Origin of the sequence: Pseudomonas sp. 7SR1 (genome assembly GCF_900156465.1) — a bacterium.
Taxonomy (GTDB): Bacteria; Pseudomonadota; Gammaproteobacteria; order Pseudomonadales; family Pseudomonadaceae; genus Aquipseudomonas.
Window position 1 is genome coordinate 5,389,177 of record NZ_LT707064.1, and the last position, 16,529, is coordinate 5,405,705.

Below are 16,529 nucleotides of genomic sequence, written 5' to 3' on the forward strand. Positions count from 1 at the left end.
CTGGGCTATGAAGTGCCCAACCCGCCGGACAAGTCCGTCGCGGAAGGTGCCTGAGTCCTGGGAGGTGTTTCCTGGTGATGCTCGGTGGTCTTGCTCACCGTATCGCGCACCGTCTCATAGCCCTGCCGCGCGGTCTGCCTGGCCTTGTCGGCGAGGTTGGCGCTGGTCTTGCCCATCACTCGCTGCTCCGTGGAGGTGGCGGGCAACGCGGCACCGAGCATGGCACCCAGGGCGACTCCCGCCGCAGCCATCATCAGGGGCTGTTCCTTGAGCAGCCGGTTGAACTGTTCCCCCAGGTCCTGCGTGCCATGGGCCAGGCGTTCTCCGGTCGCATGGACGCTGCGCCGCGCCTGGCGGGCATTGGCCCCGAGATCGTCGGCCAGGTGCGAGGCCTTGTCCTTGAGATGATGGAATCCCTCGCGCAGGGAATCGGTGGTGTCGTGCAGATGCTCCCGCGCACCGACGAGCCCTTCACTCCGGCCCGCGCAGTCCTGGTCCGGCCCGACCCGGTAACCCACCCGAGGCGGATGGTTCTGGCCAAGCATCAGCCAGCACAATCCGAGCGTGGTCAGTACGGTGGGCACCGGATTGTTACGTACCGTGGTGCCGAGGTTGCCGAAGAACTCCGAGCCATTGCCCTTCACCAGGGTCAAGGCCTGGTCGAGCATTTGCCCCGGAGTGAACTTGCTGCCCAGCGCGTCGACGATCTGGCTGATATGGGCCCGTTGCTCGTCGATCTCGCGCTCGAGGGCTTGCGGACTCTTCTCGGATTCGGTTTTGAATTCATCCTTCATGAGACTTTCCTCCGCAGGGCGTCCTGGTCTTTATTCAATGCCTCGAGGGTACGGTCCGGCTTGAAGTGGGACGGTTCGAATTGCTTCTTGCCCGATTGCACCATCACGAAACCGACGACCATGACCACGACGCCCACGATCAGTGCCGCCAGCCACGGCGCCATGACCGTGCTCAGGCCATAGACCACCGCCATCAGCAGGACGATGAAACCGGCCAGCAGCACAATAGCCCCGCCGGCCACAGCGGCAATGCCGGCCTTGAGGGTATTGAGGCTGGCCTGGAACTCAGCCTTGGCCAAGGCCAGCTCCTTGGTGAACAGCGACGGGACCTCGTGGGTCAGTTGCTTGAGCAACCCCATGACCGACGCATCGGTATCGGTGGCAGGGGCGCCTGCGGAACGTTGAAAATCCGGGTCAGGTCGATTCATTGCAGTTCTCCTCGGGTGCTGGCCGAATCCGAAAGCGGGCCGGTGCCGGCGCCTGGGCCGATGGGATCGACGCCAGGCTCGAAGGGCTCGTGTGCGGTGAAGCCGCCGGATGGTGGGGTGGAATGGCCGGCGGCCGGGTCGTCGATGTCCGCGGCGACCGGTGAGCTGCCAGCCTTGAGGAACCGCGACAGCCCGAAGCCCACCGCCACGCTGCCGGCCAGGAACAGGCCCGGGTTGTCCCGCGCCAGACGGGATCCTTCGTGCAGCAATTGTTCGGCGCTCATGTGGCGCAGTCTGCCGGCCAGGCCGGTCATCGAATCCGCCATGTCCGCCAGGTAGTGAGACAGGCCTAAGGCGTCGTTGGCTTCCAGCTCGGACATCGCCGACTTGGCGCCCCGCGCCAATGCATCGATCTGGTCCGCCGCCGTATCGCGGTAATGGCCGAAATGCGCATCGGCCTGTTCACGGGCGCTGCCAATGGTTTCGTTCAACTCATCCTTGATGGGGTTGGGTCGTGCCTGGCCCGAAGGGCCCTGTTGTCGCTCGGAGTGGTTGTCCGCATTAGTCATGTCTGTCCATCGCCTCCGTGATGAAAACAATTACGGGCAGCCACCGCGGTGATCGCCCGGCCATGGGTCTCTCAGAACAGATGACGAAGTGTCGCGGGGGGTAGTTCCAACGAGTTTCGATGTCGCGCGCCATGCGGTATCCCCCGTGGATCCAGGCAGAGCGCAGGCAAAAAAAAAAGGGCGCTGGCGCATCCGCCAGGCCCGATTCGTTCCCGTCATTTTCCAGCGATCAGGTGTTTTCCGAGCCGTTCAACCCAACGCCGTATCGAGGAACATCATCACCGCGAACCCCATCATCAAGCCCAGGGTCGCCGGGGTTTCATGGCCGTTGCGGTGGGTTTCGGGAATCACTTCGTGGGACACCACGAAAATCATCGCCCCGGCCGCCAGGCCCAGGCTGATGGGATAGGCCACGGCCACGCCCGAGGACATGCCCAGGCCGATCACCGCACCCAATGGCTCCATCAACCCCGAGCCCACCGCGATCAACGCCGCTCGCAGGGTGCTGATGCCGGTGACCCGCAGGGCCATGGCAATGGCAAGTCCCTCGGGGATGTCCTGGATGGCAATGGCAGTGGTGAGCGGCAGGCCTACCTTGAAATCCCCATCGGCAAAGCTGACGCCGATGGCCATGCCCTCCGGCAAGTTGTGCAAGGTAATCGCAAGCACGAACAACCAGACGCGATTGATGCGTTCGGCTTGCGGTCCGCGCCGACCGCTCAATTCATGCTCATGGGGCACGAAACGGTCGAGCCCGATCATCAGGGCAACGCCCAGGCCCAGGCCGAGCACGACGACAAACGCAGCGAGCAGTTGATTACCGCAAATGACCTCTGCGGCCTCGATGCCGGGCAAAATCAGCGAGAACGAACTGGCGGCCAGCATCATGCCTGCCGCGAACCCCAGCATGATGTCCTGGGTGCGCGAGGAGATATCGCGCAGCACCACCGCCATCATCGCACCCAGTGCCGTGGCGACGAATCCGGAGGTCCCCCCCAGCACCGCGTAGCCCAGGTGATGACGGTCGGCCCCCACCAGCGCGTTATAGCCGCTGTACAGCAACAACGCGGCGACCACGATCAAACCGAGCCAGAAGCTCGCGCCCAGCAGCGGGTTGTTTTGCAGCGGGTCCAGCCAGGTGCGCCAGGGCGATCGGATCCGGGAGGTGGACTGGTCCATCGAAAATATCCTTACAGGCTTAGCCAGCCCGATCGTTCGTGCCATAGGCGGCAGGAACGTTGCAATGGAAGGTTCGGGCGGGCAAGCCAGGCTTCCCCGCCCCGTCAGGCCTACAGTTTGTCACCTTGCATCCCTGAACCCAAGTCCGCGCCTGTGGTGGGGTCGCTTTCAGGGTTGGACATCGTCCGTGCCTTCATGTCCATCAACCGCGCCTCGTCTTCTTCGCTCAACTGGACACTGGCCATGCCATCGCCGCCATCCACCGCTGGCGTCGGGCTTTCGACGAACTCCCAGTCATCGCCCTGGTTCCATGGGCCACGTACGGTCGGCTCGCCCTGGGACATATTGAAGTAGACGTTGGCGAACTCCGGCATGCCCGGCAACTTGCCTTGCGGGAAGTTGGGCTGGATGGCGTGCAGTGCCTTCTCGAACGACAACTGATGGGCGATTTCCCGTGTCATCAGGAACCCCAGGGCTTCTTTAACCCCCGGATCGTCAGTGATGTTCATCAGCCGTTCATAGACGATTTTCGCCCGGGCCTCGGCGGCGATATTGGAGCGCATGTCCGCGGTGGGCTCGCCGATGGTGTCGACGTAGGCAGCGGTCCAGGGCACGCCGGCGGAGTTGATCAACGGCGCACCGGCACCGTAGAGCAGGCTGGTGACATGGGAATCGTTGCCAGCGCCGTTGATGTCGCGATAGAGCTGGCCCGCCTCGTCCACGCCTTCGGCCATCTTGCCTTTGGCGCCCTTGTTCAGCATCACGATGATCGAACCGATCACCTCCAGGTGGCTGAGCTCTTCAGTGGCGATATCCATCAGCAGGTCCTTGCGCCCCGGGTCATCCTCGGCCAAGGCCTGAGTGAAGTAACGCGACGCTGCCGCCAGTTCACCCTGGGGTCCCCCAAACTGTTCGAGCAACAGATTGGCGAGACCTGGATTGGGCTCGGCGACACGCACGGTGTACTGCAGTCGTTTGTTATGCATAAACATGATTGAACTCCTCGATCAGAACACAGGGCCGTGAGCACACCGCAATCGCCGGCGCGCCAATGCCAAAAGTAATCAAGAACTGGTGCTGTGCTTTTTATTCAACAAACAAAACGAACGGCAACTTATGGAGAACTGCACAAGTCGCCGCCCCTCAGAACCGATGAAACATTACCCAACCGGTACTATATGGATGTTCTTATATCGAAACCGGCACGGACCCCAACCAGGCGGCTGGGGCCTGAAGTCTGGCGGTCTCAGGAATCACGACCGCCGCCATGGCTGTTTTCGCCACCTTTCCTGCCGGCCTCGGAGGCTTTCTCCCGGTCATTGGCAAAGTTGCCACCCGAAGCCTGGCCACCTTTGCGGCCGGCTTGCGAAGCGCGCTCGGGATCGTTGGCAAAATTGCCACCCGATGCCTGGCCGCCTTTACGGCCGGCCTCTGCGGCGCGCTCGGGGTCATTGGCGAAATTGCCGCCCGATGCCTGGCCACCTTTGCGTCCGGCCTCGGCTGCACGTTCCGGATCGTTGGCGAAGTTGCCACCCGACGCCTGTCCGCCTTTTTTCCCGGCTTGCGATGCCTTCTCACGATCGTTAGCGAAATTGCCAGGGTTGTTATTACCTGTATTAGCCATTTCATTCACCTCGTTAGTTGCTGTTAGCGAACCAGTTGGCTCGTCCTATTCGGAAAATCTGCCGGCGCCAAGGTTTAAATGAAGTTCATCAGACGACGACGAACGGTAAATAGTCATGAGTTCATTTAATTTGGCTCCGCAGCACTTGAAAAAACGCTATCGAACCCTCCTCTAACGATTAATCAAATTAAAACAAGCGTCATACCATTCACGAAGAAGCGCACCCATGCGAAACGTTAGTCACATGTACATATGCAACAGAACAAGTTCGGTACGAGTTCGCCTTGTCTTCGCAGCTAAAAAACAGTGCGTGTCTTTCCACGCTGTCTGCCAAAGGTCGGGCGACGCCGGCACCCTACTGCACCGGTCTCGTCGTCCCGGCCACGCGCCGTTCCAGGAAGCCAAAACTCGCGGGCTGCCGGTGTTATTCTGCACCACCGCACTGACCGGCTTGCGGTGTCCGGGCACCCTGTCGCCGGTGCCCGGATTAGGCTCTTTACCAAAAGCCTTGATACTGATGAGGTACTCCAGTAACTGCACTTGCTCGGCTGTTTCGCCTTGCCTGGGGGTCATCTCAAGACTTTTCGTACAGAGCCTGAAAACTCGGTGCTCAGGGAGAAATCGGGTCGCTGGCCGGAAAGGTTTCCTCCAGGGCGTCGTCCAATTGTCGGTTGGTGATGTCCCGCTCCTCCACCTTGCCGCTACGCTCGCAGTGACAATCGGGGGCCGGACACGGCTCGCCGTTGGGGTGCTGCTCTGCGCAAGCCTGGCTGCAATAGGCCTCGCCGTCGTGGTTGAACATCCGTTGCGGATCCACCTCGCACTGGCAATCAGGACAGCCGCATTTCATCTTCGATTCGCTCATGCTCATTCTCCTGGCTACGTTGCGGGTCGTTGTTCGACGACGTTTCAGGATCCCACCAGCAACTGAACCTCAAGGTTGGCGGCCGCGACACCGTGCTTGACCACGTACACCTCGGCGCTCCAGCCCTTGGTGCGATTGCGGTAGGACTGAGTGCCCAGGGCCTCGCCGCTGTCCCACTCGATAACGTCGCCGATGTCGATGTCATTGGCCGAACGCAGTTCCAGCACGGTGTGACCGTCCTCCTGTGGCACGTAGACACCGGCCATTGCGCTCTGGCGATTGATGGCTCGAACTTCACCCGTGGTCTGCTTCATACGCCTCCTCTTGCCGGCATCCGGAAGCGGCCGGACAGGCCGGCCGCTTTCCTTGACGCTCAGCGCTTGGCTTCGGTATTGGGGTTCGCCGAACGTTCGAGGAACGCCTGGGTGATCTCCGGCAGGTGATCGCGCAGCCAATCGGCCATGGCAATTTCCTGGGGCAGGATCTGTTCGCAGGCGCGCTGGGTTTCGACATCGCCGGCCGCTTTCGCCGCCTCGATCAGCACGGTGTAGGAGGCGATCTCCAGGTTTTCGAAGACATAGCCGCTCATGGCGCCCTTGACCACCTCATCGCTCATCGTCATGCCGCCCACCGCCTGGCCGAAAGCCATGAGCTTGCCGGCCATGTCCTTGAGCATCGACGTGCTGCCGCCCAGGCGCTGGATGCACTGTTCGACCAGTTTCTGCTGGCCGAGGGTTTCCTGCAGGTGTTCTTCGATCCGGGCCTTGAGGACGGGGTAATGCTCCAGGCGCTCGGCCTGGGCCTTGAGCATTTTTTCCGCTTGCTGCTCCATGGCATGAGCGTCGTTGAGCCAATCCAGCAGGTTGTCTTTGGGCGTTGCCATTTTTTTCTCCTTACCCGTGGTCGCTGCTGCATGGCAGCGCGACAGTTCTGAAATACCCTTCATGAAAATGGAGGTTCCAGACACGTCGAAAGTTTGAAGAAACCAGGATCCGGGGCGACGAAAGGCAATGGCAGCGGCAAAGGCCCGCGTTCAGTCTGGGCGCAGGCCTCGTTCCCAGAGGTGCTGATCCTTGAGGGTGTCGAACAGCGCCTGAGCCGCAGCCGACAATTCATGCCCCGGCTTGGTCAACACACCGATGGCCCGCTCCACCACGGGATCGCGAAGCGTGATGCACCGAGCCCCCAGCTCATGCATCTGCCTGACGCACAGCGCCGGCACCGCGCTGACCCCCAGGCCGCTGGCGACCATTCGACCCACCGTCGCCAACTGATGACTTTCGAATTCCACCGGCAACTTCATGCCCCGGGCCTGCAGGTGCTCCTCCAGCATCACCCGCACGGTGGAGGGCCGCTGCAAGGTGATGAACGGTTGCTCCAGCAAGGTTCGCCACTGGATTTCCCGGCAATCGGCCAGGGGCGAATCCAGCGGCACCACCGCGACGAACCGGTCCAGGTACAGCGGCGTGAACGCCAGGGAGGAACCCTGCGCCGGCTCGAAGGCGACGCCCAGCTCCACATGGCGATCACGCACCATTTCCAGCACTTGTTCGTTGATCACATCGTTGACCGTAACGTTGACATTCGGATAGCGGACGCGGAAGGTCTTGAGGATCGGTGGCAACAGGTTCCCGGCGAACGAGGGCATCGCAGCCAACGTCACGCGCCCCCGCTGCAAGGTGAAGCGCTGGCGCATTTCATCTTCGGCGTTATCCCAGTCGGCAACCAGCCTGCGGGCCAGCGGCAAGAGGGATTCGCCCTCGGGGGTCAGCGCCACATTACGGGTGTTGCGGCTGAACAGGCGTCCACCCAGGCCGTCCTCCAGTGCCTTGATGGTCAGGCTCAGGGCCGACTGGGACAGGTGCAGCCGTTCGCAGGCCACGGCAAAGCTCAGGCTCTGGGCGACGGCGAGGAAGGCACGGATCTGCTTGAGGGTCATGGTCGTGATGCTCCCAGCGGCAAGCAACTGGTTTCAAGCCGCAAGACGATTATTGAGTTTTACCAATCAATCTAACTCAAAAATCAACTTAACAAATATATGACTTGGCGCAACACTGCATTCCATTGCGACCCCATCAAGAATAAAAGAGGTGTCTATGGCTGGTTTCGACAAACGCGTGAGCTCCTATGAGGAAGCGCTGGAAGGCTTGAAGGACGGCATGACCGTGATCGCCGGCGGCTTCGGTTTGTGCGGCATTCCGGAAAACCTGATCGCCGAGATCAAGCGCAAGGGCATTCGCGATCTCACCTTGGTGTCCAACAACTGCGGCGTCGACGGTTTCGGCCTCGGCGTGCTGCTGGAAGACCGGCAGATTCGCAAGGTGATCGCGTCCTACGTGGGTGAAAACGCCCTCTTCGAACAGCAGTTGCTCAGTGGTGAAATCGAAGTCCAGCTCACTCCCCAAGGCACCCTCGCCGAAAAGATGCGCGCCGGTGGCGCGGGCATCCCGGCGTTCTTCACCGCCACCGGTGTCGGCACTCCGGTGGCCGAAGGCAAGGAAACCCGTGAATTCCACGGCCGGCAATACTTGATGGAAGAATCCATCACGGGGGACTTCGCCATCGTCAAAGGCTGGAAAGCCGACCATTTCGGCAACGTGGTCTACCGTCACACCGCCCAGAACTTCAATCCGCTGGCCGCCACGGCGGGCAGAATCACCGTGGTGGAAGTCGAGGAAATCGTCGAACCCGGCGAGCTGGACCCGACGCAGATCCATACCCCTGGCATCTACGTCGACCGGCTCATTTGCGGCACGTTCGAAAAGCGCATCGAACAGCGCACCGTACGCAAGTGATCCCCTGCCCCCGGCCCGAATGAAGGAATAACACCATGGCACTTTCCCGCGAACAAATGGCTCAACGCGTCGCCCGCGAAATGCAGGACGGCTACTACGTGAACCTGGGTATCGGCATTCCCACCCTGGTCGCCAACTACATTCCCGAAGGCATGGAAGTCATGCTGCAGTCCGAGAACGGCTTGCTCGGCATGGGGGCCTTCCCCACCGAAGACGAAGTCGATGCCGACATGATCAACGCCGGCAAGCAGACCGTCACCGCGCGCATCGGCGCGTCGATCTTCTCTTCGGCCGAATCGTTCGCCATGATCCGCGGCGGACACATCGACCTGACCGTGCTCGGCGCATTCGAAGTAGACGTCGAGGGCAATATCGCGTCCTGGATGATTCCCGGCAAGCTGGTCAAGGGCATGGGCGGTGCGATGGACCTGGTAGCCGGCGCCGAGAACATCATCGTGACCATGACCCATGCGTCCAAGGACGGCGAATCGAAACTGCTGCCCCGTTGCAGCCTGCCGCTCACCGGTGCCGGTTGCATCAAGCGAGTGCTGACGGACCTGGCCTACCTGGAAATCCAGGACGGTGCCTTCATCCTGAAAGAACGTGCCCCGGGCGTCAGCGTCGAGGAAATCGTCGCCAAGACTGCCGGCAAGCTGATCGTGCCGGACCACGTCCCTGAAATGCAGTTCGCTGCCCCGTGAGGAGAGATTTTATGCAAGAAGTCGTGATCGTCGCCGCCACCCGTACCGCCATCGGCAGTTTCCAGGGTTCGCTGGCCTCCATTCCCGCGCCGGAGCTCGGTGCAGCGGTGATTCGTCGCCTGCTGGAACAGACCGGCTTGTCCGGCGAACAGGTCGATGAAGTGATTCTCGGCCAGGTACTGACCGCAGGCTCCGGGCAGAACCCGGCCCGCCAGGCGTCGATCCTCGCCGGCTTGCCCCATGCGGTGCCGGCGCTGACCCTGAACAAGGTCTGCGGCTCGGGCCTCAAGGCGTTGCACCTGGGCGCCCAGGCGATCCGCTGCGGCGACGCCGAGGTCATCATCGCCGGCGGCATGGAGAACATGAGCCTGGCCCCCTACGTCCTGCCGGCCGCTCGCACCGGCCTGCGCATGGGCCACGCGCAGATGATCGACAGCATGATCACCGATGGCCTGTGGGATGCGTTCAACGACTACCACATGGGCATCACCGCCGAGAACCTGGTGGACAAGTACGGCATCAGCCGCGAGGAACAGGATGCCTTTGCCGCCTCGTCCCAGCAGAAGGCCGTTGCCGCCATCGAAGGCGGTCGCTTCGCCGATGAGATCACGCCAATCCTGATTCCCCAGCGCAAGGGCGATCCCGTGGCGTTCGCCACGGATGAACAACCGCGCGCCGGTACCACCGCCGAGTCTTTGGCCAAGCTCAAGCCGGCCTTCAAGAAGGACGGCAGCGTAACCGCCGGCAATGCGTCGTCCCTCAATGACGGCGCGGCGGCCGTCGTGCTGATGAGCGCGCAAAAGGCCAAGGCGCTGGGCTTGCCAGTGCTGGCGAAAATCAGCGCCTACGCCAACGCCGGCGTCGACCCGGCCATCATGGGCATCGGTCCGGTGTCGGCGACCCGTCGCTGCCTGGAGAAGGCCGGTTGGTCGCTGGACCAACTGGACCTGATCGAAGCCAACGAAGCCTTCGCTGCCCAATCGCTGGCCGTGGCCAGGGAGCTGAAGTGGGACATGGACAAGGTCAATGTCAACGGCGGCGCCATTGCCCTGGGTCACCCCATCGGCGCTTCGGGCTGCCGGGTGCTGGTGTCGCTGCTGCACGAGATGATCAAGCGCGATGCCAGCAAAGGCCTTGCAACCCTGTGCATCGGCGGCGGCCAGGGCGTGGCCCTGGCGCTGGAACGAGGCTGACCGACGACGCGTTCAACAGTGGCTGCGCGGACCCACGAACATCCGCCTGGTCACTGGCTCCACCACCGGCGCGACCTCGGTTGCGCCGTTTTTTTACCTGGCGCTTTTGCCACGACCGCCTGGATCGGACTCTGCTGGCCCTTCATGTCGTAAATATCGCTGTACCTGACAGACCGGTCTGTTGTGGCGAGAGCTCGCCTGACCGGGGGAGATTGCCGAACTGCTTTTGCAGAAAACCCTTTGTCAGGAGCCCGCGCCAAAGCGGTCGCGGCTGTTGGTCAGGTGCAGCCACATGGCGGCGCGGGCGGCATCGGAGTCCTGGCGCTTGATGGCGTTGAAGATCGCTTCATGCTCCAGATTGGCCACTTGCGCCAGTTTTCCCAGGTCGGCCTGGCCCCGTTCGGCCACATTCACCCGGGTCCTGGGGATCATCGCGCTGCCCAGGTGCTGCATGACTTCGACGAAACAGGTGTTTTGCGTGGCTTCGGCAATGAGCAGATGAAAACGCCGGTCGGCTTCCACGCAACTGTCGTTGTTGCTCAGCAGCCGCTGGTAGTCATCCAGGGCCTGGCGCATCTGTTGCAACTGCCGCTCATCACGACGCTGGGCCGCCAGTGCCGCCGCCTGGGTCTCCAGGCCCAGGCGCAGTTCGAGGATTCCCCTCACGCCCGCCGCGGTATCGACATTGAGCCGCAAACCCGGTTCTGCGCTCTGCTCCAGCACGAAGGTACCGATGCCATGACGGGTCTCCACCAGTCCCGAGGCCTGCAGCTTGGAAATCGCTTCGCGCACCACCGTACGACTGACGCCATGCTCCTGCACGATGGCGCCTTCCGATGGCAGCTTCTGGCCCGGTTTCAACTGGCCCAGCAGGATGCTCTGGCTGAGTTTCGCCACCAGGTCATGGGCCAGGTTGTGGGTACGCTTGCGCAGCGGGACTTCGGTGTCTTGCATCGCCAGGGATCCTCGAAAACAGGCTAGGCGATCCTATCATCAGCGGGCCAGAGCGTGAGCACTTTGATTGCTCAACTTGTATGACAACATTCAATTCTTGCCTGAAAACCCTGAGAACCTTTAAACGATATTCCGCTGCTCATCCGCCGACAAAAACCGAAACAGCCTCCTATCAACCAATAAATACGGCATAAGGCAGCCCTTCACCCCGCGCATTCGTGATTAAAAAGCGCTTGTCACTCAAAAAAATCAAGTTGTATGATGTCTATCAACATCGACACGTGCTCGATGCCCCGCATAAAAATAATCAGTGGGAGAAAAAACCAGTGAACACCTCCAGCCCCAAGGCGAATGCCGGCGCGGACCCTGTGCTGCTCTCGGCCATATCCAAGGTCAAGCGTCACATCCTGCCGCTGTTCGTCCTCATGTTTATCGTCAACTACATCGACCGCGTGAACATCGGCTTCGTGCGTGCCCACATGGAACACGACCTGGGCATCGGCGCGGCCGCCTACGGCTTCGGTGCCGGTCTGTTCTTCATCGGCTATGCGCTGTTCGAAGTCCCCTCCAACATCCTGCTGCAACGAATCGGCGCCCGGATCTGGCTGACTCGCATCATGCTCACCTGGGGCCTGGTGGCATCGGCCATGGCGTTCATCCAGAACGAAACCCACTTCTACATCCTGCGCTTTCTGCTGGGCGTGGCCGAAGCCGGCTTCTTTCCCGGGGTGATCTATTACTTCACTCGCTGGTTGCCAGGTGTCGAACGCGGCAAGGCCATCGCCATTTTCCTCAGCGGCTCGGCCATTGCCTCGCTGATCTCCGGCCCGCTGTCGGGGCTGTTGCTGCAGATCAACGGCCTGGGCATGCACGGCTGGCAGTGGATGTACTTCATCGAAGGGATGTTCTCCGTCTGCCTGTGCGTCTTCGTCTGGTTCTGGCTGGACTCCAAGCCCCACGATGCCAAGTGGCTGCAACGCGATGAACAGGACGCGCTGGTAAAAGTCATTGATGACGAACAACGGGCCCGTGAAGCCGCTACGCCGGTCAAGCTGTCCATCGGCCAGTTGCTCAAGGATCGCCAGATCATCCTGTTCTGCCTGATCTATTTCTTCATCCAGTTGACGATCTATGCCGCGACGTTCTGGTTGCCGAGCATCATCAAGAAGATGGGTGAGCTCAGCGACCTGCAGGTCGGCATGTTCAACTCGATCCCATGGCTGCTGTCGATCGTCGGCATGTACGCCTTCGCCTCGCTGTCGGCCAAGTGGAAATTCCAGCAGGCCTGGGTCGCGGCGGCGCTGTTGATCGCGGCGGCCGGGATGTTCATGTCCACCACGGGCGGACCGATCTTCGCCTTCGTCGCCATCTGCTTCGCGGCCCTGGGCTTCAAATCCGCGTCCTCGCTGTTCTGGCCGATTCCCCAGGCCTACCTGGACGCCCGGATCGCCGCCGGGGTCATCGCCCTGATCAACTCGGTGGGCAACCTTGGCGGGTTCGTCGCACCGACCACCTTCGGCCTGCTGGAGCAGCACACCGGCTCCATCCAGGGTGGCCTCTATGGCTTGGCGGCCACGTCCATCATCGCCGCGATCATCGTGTTCGCCGCGCGCAACACGCCCAAGCCGAAATCCGCCACGACGCCGGCCAATCCCGCCGCCAGCCACGTTTGATATCCGATTCGTTCAAGGACAAATGCACATGACTCCACAAGAAGCCAACAAAGCGCCGATCATCACCAGCATGCAGGTCGTGCCCGTCGCCGGCCATGACGGCATGCTGCTGAACCTCAGCGGCGCCCACGGGCCGTTCTTCACGCGCAACATCGTCATCCTCAAGGACAACGCCGGCCACACCGGCGTAGGCGAAGTACCTGGCGGCGAGCGCATCCGTCAGACGCTGGAAGACGCCCGGGCCCTGGTGGTGGGCAATCCCATCGGGACCTACCAGAAGATTCTGAACAATGTCCGCCAGGCATTCGCCGACCGCGATGCCGCAGGCCGGGGTCTGCAGACGTTCGACCTGCGCATCACCATCCATGCGGTCACCGGCCTGGAAGCGGCATTGCTGGACCTGCTGGGCCAGCACCTGGACGTGCCGGTGGCGGCCTTGCTGGGCCAGGGCCAGCAACGCGATGAAGTGAAGATGCTCGGTTATCTGTTCTATGTTGGCGATCGCCAGCAGACCGACCTGCCCTACCGCAGCGAACCGGACGCCGACAACGACTGGTTCCGGGTACGCCATGAAAAAGCCCTGGATGCCGCCGCCGTGGTGCGCCTGGCCGAAGCAGCCCATGCGCGCTACGGCTTCCAGGACTTCAAGCTCAAGGGCGGCGTGCTCCGGGGCGACGAGGAAATCGAAGCAGTGACGGCCTTGGCCGAGCGTTTCCCCCAGGCCCGCATCACCCTGGACCCGAACGGCGCCTGGTCACTCAAGGAAGCCATCCGCCTGTGCCGTGACCAGCATCGGGTGCTGGCCTACGCGGAGGACCCTTGCGGGGCCGAGAATGGCTATTCGGGCCGCGAGGTCATGGCTGAGTTCCGCCGCGCCACGGGCCTGAAAACCGCCACCAACATGATCGCCACCGACTGGCGGGAAATGGGCCACGCCATCAGCCTGCAATCGGTGGACATTCCATTGGCCGACCCGCACTTCTGGACCATGCAGGGCTCCGTGCGAGTGGCACAGATGTGCAATGAGTGGGGGCTGACTTGGGGTTCCCATTCCAACAACCACTTCGACATCTCTCTGGCGATGTTCACCCACGTGGCCGCCGCCGCACCGGGGGACATCACCGCCATCGACACGCACTGGATCTGGCAGGACGGCCAGCGGCTGACCAAGGCGCCGCTGCAGATCAAGGGGGGCTGCGTGCAGGTTCCACAAAAACCGGGGTTGGGGATCGAGCTGGACACCGACCAACTGGCCAAGGCCCATGAGCTGTACAAAGGCATGGGCCTGGGCGCACGTGACGACTCGGTGGCGATGCAGTTCCTGATTCCGGGCTGGTCGTTCAACAACAAGCAGCCGTGCCTGGTGCGCTGAAAAGGCCCCCGTCACCACTGCATCTGTAGGAGCGAGCCTGCTCGCGATGACGCCAGATCAGCCAGCATGAGTGTTGACTGAACTACCGCATCGCGAGCAGGCTCGCTCCCCCATTGAATTGACAGTGGCCGTAGGATTACACCAAACCTTCCGGCCGCAGGATCAACACCGCCAGGGGCGGCAGGTTGAGTTCCAGCGACAAGGCCTGGCCGTGGCTGGGTACTTCCTCGGCGCAGGCTCCGCCCCCGTTGCCATAGTTGGAGCCGGCATAGGTGTCGGCGTCGCTGTTGAGCAGTTCCACCCAGCGCCCGCCGAACGGTACACCGACCCGATAGCTCGCACGCGGCACCGGCGTGAAGTTGGCGACCACCAGCACCGGCCTCCCCTCCTTGCTCCAGCGCAGCCACGCATAGACGCTGTTCAGCGCATCGTCGCCGATCAACCACTGGAACCCTTGGGGCGCGTCATCCTGGTCATGCAGCGCAGGTTCTTCGCGGTAAAGGCGGTTCAGGTCGCTCACCAGCTTCTGCACCCCACGGTGCTCGGCGTATTGCGTCAGGTACCAGTCCAGTTGCTGGTCGTGGTTCCACTCGCGCCACTGGCCGAATTCGCACCCCATGAACAGCAGCTTCTTGCCCGGATGGCCCCACATGAAGCTGAGGTAGGCCCGCAGGTTGGCGAATTTCTGCCAGCGGTCGCCGGGCATCTTGTCGATCAGCGACCGTTTGCCGTGGACCACTTCGTCATGAGAGATCGGCAGCACGAAGCGTTCGGACCAGGCGTACACCAGGCCGAAGCTCAATTCGTTGTGGTGATGGGCGCGGTACACCGGATCCTGCTGGATGTAGTGCAGCGAATCGTGCATCCAGCCCATGTTCCACTTGTAGGCGAAGCCCAGGCCACCCTGTTGCGTGCTCTGGCTGACACCGGGCCACGCGGTGGACTCTTCGGCGATGACCAAGGCGCCGGGCGTTTCCAGCGCCACTACATCGTTGAGGTGCCGCAGGAAATCGATGGCTTCGAGGTTTTCCCGGCCGCCGTGACGGTTGGGCACCCATTCGCCGGCCTTGCGCGAGTAGTCGCGATACAGCATCGAGGCCACCGCATCCACCCGCAGGCCATCGATATGGAAATGCTTGAGCCAGTGCAGGGCCGAGGCCAGCATGAACCCGTGCACCTCGGTACGCCCCAGGTTGTAGATCAGGGTGTCCCAGTCCTGGTGGAAGCCCTCCAGGGGGTTGCCGTATTCGTACAGCGCAGTGCCATCGAACTGGGCCAGCCCATGGGTATCGGTGGGGAAATGCGCCGGTACCCAGTCGAGGATCACCCCGATGCCGGCCTGGTGACAGGCGTTGACGAACGCGGCGAAATCGTCCGGCGACCCATAGCGCGCCGTCGGGGCGAACTGCGACAAGGGTTGATAACCCCAGGAGCCACCGAACGGGTGCTCCATGATCGGCATCAACTCGATGTGGGTGAAGCCCATCTCCTTGACGTAGGGGATCAGCCGCTCGGCCAGTTCATGCCAGTTGTACTGGCGAGACACCTCCCCTGCCTCGTCGATCTCGCATTGCCAGGAGCCGGCGTGCAACTCGTAGATCGACAATGGTGCGGCCGGTAGCTGCCGCTCGCGACGCTGCTGCATCCATTCGTCGTCCTGCCATTGGATCTTCAACGGCGCGGCGACCTTCGAGGCAGTGTCGGGCGGCATCTGGCTGGCCAGGGCCACCGGATCGGCCTTGAGGGGCAGGATGCCGTGGGCGCCGAGAATTTCGTATTTGTAGGCCTCACCGGCCCCCAAGCGGGGTATGAAAAGCTCCCATACGCCCGACGGGTAGCGGATGCGCATCGGATGGCGGCGACCGTCCCAGACGTTGAAATCCCCCACTACCGACACCCGGCGGGCATTGGGCGCCCACACGGCGAAGCGCACGCCATCGACGCCATCGACGGTGGTCAATTGCGCCCCGAGGCAGGAACTGAGGTCGCGATGATTGCCTTCGGCGAACAGGTAGAGGTCCATCTCCCCCAGTAGTGGCCCGAAACTGTAGGGGTCTTCGGCCAGCTGTTCGCCCCCGGCCCAGCGGGTACGCAGCAGGTACGCCTGGGCGCGGTCGAAATGGCCGACGAACAGCCCCGGCGTTTCGGTCTGTTGCAACTCACCCAGTTCTTCGCCGCCATCGCGGGCGACCACCTGGACGCTCAGCGCACCAGGCAGGTAGGCCCGGATGAACTGTCCGCCCGCGCCGTCGCCGTGGGGGCCGAGGATGGAAAACGGGTCGTGGTGTTCGGCGCGCACCAGCGCGTCGATGTCACGGAGGGGCGGCAGCAGCGACTCTTTCGCCTGCCCCTGTGGATCCTTGTTCGAGACACTCATGATTC

Annotated in this window: 17 protein-coding genes; 5 read left to right on the forward strand and 12 right to left on the reverse strand. The window is 62.2% G+C overall.

The window, feature by feature from the left end:
* Positions 1-5 precede the first annotated feature (5 nt).
* From BW992_RS23645 to BW992_RS23690, 10 genes are all read right to left on the reverse strand, one after another.
* Positions 6-794, reverse strand: coding sequence for a DUF3618 domain-containing protein (locus BW992_RS23645; protein ID WP_072458496.1), 789 nt, complete (start codon positions 792-794; stop codon positions 6-8).
* Positions 791-1,222 carry a phage holin family protein gene (locus BW992_RS23650; protein ID WP_072394275.1) on the reverse strand — a complete coding sequence of 144 codons (432 nt, stop codon included), beginning with the start codon at positions 1,220-1,222 and terminating at the stop codon, positions 791-793. The genes BW992_RS23645 and BW992_RS23650 overlap by 4 nt, the downstream gene beginning before the upstream one ends.
* The gene (locus BW992_RS23655; RefSeq protein ID WP_072458497.1) at positions 1,219-1,791 is read right to left on the reverse strand and encodes a hypothetical protein; all 573 of its coding nucleotides are present in this window, start codon (positions 1,789-1,791) and stop codon (positions 1,219-1,221) included. The genes BW992_RS23650 and BW992_RS23655 overlap by 4 nt, the downstream gene beginning before the upstream one ends.
* A 249-nt stretch (positions 1,792-2,040) precedes the next feature.
* Positions 2,041-2,970, reverse strand: a complete 930-nt coding sequence (locus BW992_RS23660; protein WP_072394272.1) for a ZIP family metal transporter — start codon at positions 2,968-2,970, stop codon at positions 2,041-2,043.
* A gap of 110 nt (positions 2,971-3,080) precedes the next feature.
* The gene (locus tag BW992_RS23665) at positions 3,081-3,962 is read right to left on the reverse strand and encodes a manganese catalase family protein (protein WP_072394268.1); all 882 of its coding nucleotides are present in this window, start codon (positions 3,960-3,962) and stop codon (positions 3,081-3,083) included.
* Between the two features lie 254 nt (positions 3,963-4,216).
* Entirely contained in the window at positions 4,217-4,594 is a 378-nt protein-coding gene (locus BW992_RS23670) for a general stress protein (protein ID WP_072394265.1), read from the reverse strand.
* A gap of 610 nt (positions 4,595-5,204) precedes the next feature.
* Positions 5,205-5,465 carry a metallothionein gene (locus BW992_RS23675; protein ID WP_371128574.1) on the reverse strand — a complete coding sequence of 87 codons (261 nt, stop codon included), beginning with the start codon at positions 5,463-5,465 and terminating at the stop codon, positions 5,205-5,207.
* 38 nt (positions 5,466-5,503) lie between these two features.
* Entirely contained in the window at positions 5,504-5,773 is a 270-nt protein-coding gene (locus BW992_RS23680) for a hypothetical protein (RefSeq protein WP_072394262.1), read from the reverse strand.
* A 59-nt stretch (positions 5,774-5,832) separates the two neighbouring features.
* Positions 5,833-6,342 (reverse strand): ferritin-like domain-containing protein, encoded by a 510-nt coding sequence (locus tag BW992_RS23685; RefSeq protein WP_072394257.1) that lies wholly within the window; start codon positions 6,340-6,342, stop codon positions 5,833-5,835.
* A 150-nt stretch (positions 6,343-6,492) separates the two neighbouring features.
* Positions 6,493-7,398: a LysR family transcriptional regulator gene (locus tag BW992_RS23690; protein ID WP_072394254.1), complete on the reverse strand. Its 906-nt coding sequence runs from the start codon at positions 7,396-7,398 to the stop codon at positions 6,493-6,495.
* 157 nt (positions 7,399-7,555) lie between these two features.
* On the opposite strand from BW992_RS23690, the gene BW992_RS23695 reads away from it, so the two are divergent.
* The 3 genes from BW992_RS23695 to BW992_RS23705 are packed head-to-tail and all read left to right on the forward strand — an operon-like array spanning position 7,556 to position 10,148.
* Entirely contained in the window at positions 7,556-8,254 is a 699-nt protein-coding gene (locus BW992_RS23695) for a CoA transferase subunit A (RefSeq protein WP_076407199.1), read from the forward strand.
* 35 nt (positions 8,255-8,289) lie between these two features.
* The gene (locus BW992_RS23700; protein WP_072394248.1) at positions 8,290-8,955 is read left to right on the forward strand and encodes a CoA transferase subunit B; all 666 of its coding nucleotides are present in this window, start codon (positions 8,290-8,292) and stop codon (positions 8,953-8,955) included.
* An 11-nt stretch (positions 8,956-8,966) separates the two neighbouring features.
* A complete protein-coding gene (locus BW992_RS23705) occupies positions 8,967-10,148 on the forward strand; it encodes an acetyl-CoA C-acetyltransferase (RefSeq protein WP_072394245.1) in 1,182 nt (393 codons plus the stop codon).
* A 243-nt stretch (positions 10,149-10,391) separates the two neighbouring features.
* Here the strand turns inward: BW992_RS23705 and BW992_RS23710 are convergent, their stop codons facing one another.
* Entirely contained in the window at positions 10,392-11,102 is a 711-nt protein-coding gene (locus BW992_RS23710; RefSeq protein ID WP_072458500.1) for a FadR/GntR family transcriptional regulator, read from the reverse strand.
* A 326-nt stretch (positions 11,103-11,428) separates the two neighbouring features.
* On the opposite strand from BW992_RS23710, the gene BW992_RS23715 reads away from it, so the two are divergent.
* Entirely contained in the window at positions 11,429-12,775 is a 1,347-nt protein-coding gene (locus BW992_RS23715) for an MFS transporter (protein ID WP_072394239.1), read from the forward strand.
* Between the two features lie 28 nt (positions 12,776-12,803).
* A complete protein-coding gene (gene gudD, locus BW992_RS23720; RefSeq protein ID WP_072394236.1) occupies positions 12,804-14,147 on the forward strand; it encodes a glucarate dehydratase in 1,344 nt (447 codons plus the stop codon).
* 136 nt (positions 14,148-14,283) lie between these two features.
* On the opposite strand, the gene glgB is transcribed toward gudD, so the two are convergent.
* Positions 14,284-16,524, reverse strand: a complete 2,241-nt coding sequence (gene glgB, locus BW992_RS23725) for a 1,4-alpha-glucan branching protein GlgB (protein WP_076407200.1) — start codon at positions 16,522-16,524, stop codon at positions 14,284-14,286.
* Between the last annotated feature and the right edge of the window lie 5 nt (positions 16,525-16,529).

Coding starts and splice junctions, on each gene's coding strand:
- BW992_RS23645 (WP_072458496.1), bottom strand. CDS start 794: ATGAAGGATGAATTCAAAACCGAATCCGAGAAGAGTCCGCAAGCCCTC.
- BW992_RS23650 (WP_072394275.1), bottom strand. CDS start 1,222: ATGAATCGACCTGACCCGGATTTTCAACGTTCCGCAGGCGCCCCTGCC.
- BW992_RS23655 (WP_072458497.1), bottom strand. CDS start 1,791: ATGACTAATGCGGACAACCACTCCGAGCGACAACAGGGCCCTTCGGGC.
- BW992_RS23660 (WP_072394272.1), bottom strand. CDS start 2,970: ATGGACCAGTCCACCTCCCGGATCCGATCGCCCTGGCGCACCTGGCTG.
- BW992_RS23665 (WP_072394268.1), bottom strand. CDS start 3,962: ATGTTTATGCATAACAAACGACTGCAGTACACCGTGCGTGTCGCCGAG.
- BW992_RS23670 (WP_072394265.1), bottom strand. CDS start 4,594: ATGGCTAATACAGGTAATAACAACCCTGGCAATTTCGCTAACGATCGT.
- BW992_RS23675 (WP_371128574.1), bottom strand. CDS start 5,465: ATGAGCATGAGCGAATCGAAGATGAAATGCGGCTGTCCTGATTGCCAG.
- BW992_RS23680 (WP_072394262.1), bottom strand. CDS start 5,773: ATGAAGCAGACCACGGGTGAAGTTCGAGCCATCAATCGCCAGAGCGCA.
- BW992_RS23685 (WP_072394257.1), bottom strand. CDS start 6,342: ATGGCAACGCCCAAAGACAACCTGCTGGATTGGCTCAACGACGCTCAT.
- BW992_RS23690 (WP_072394254.1), bottom strand. CDS start 7,398: ATGACCCTCAAGCAGATCCGTGCCTTCCTCGCCGTCGCCCAGAGCCTG.
- BW992_RS23695 (WP_076407199.1), top strand. CDS start 7,556: ATGGCTGGTTTCGACAAACGCGTGAGCTCCTATGAGGAAGCGCTGGAA.
- BW992_RS23700 (WP_072394248.1), top strand. CDS start 8,290: ATGGCACTTTCCCGCGAACAAATGGCTCAACGCGTCGCCCGCGAAATG.
- BW992_RS23705 (WP_072394245.1), top strand. CDS start 8,967: ATGCAAGAAGTCGTGATCGTCGCCGCCACCCGTACCGCCATCGGCAGT.
- BW992_RS23710 (WP_072458500.1), bottom strand. CDS start 11,102: ATGCAAGACACCGAAGTCCCGCTGCGCAAGCGTACCCACAACCTGGCC.
- gudD (WP_072394236.1), top strand. CDS start 12,804: ATGACTCCACAAGAAGCCAACAAAGCGCCGATCATCACCAGCATGCAG.
- glgB (WP_076407200.1), bottom strand. CDS start 16,524: ATGAGTGTCTCGAACAAGGATCCACAGGGGCAGGCGAAAGAGTCGCTG.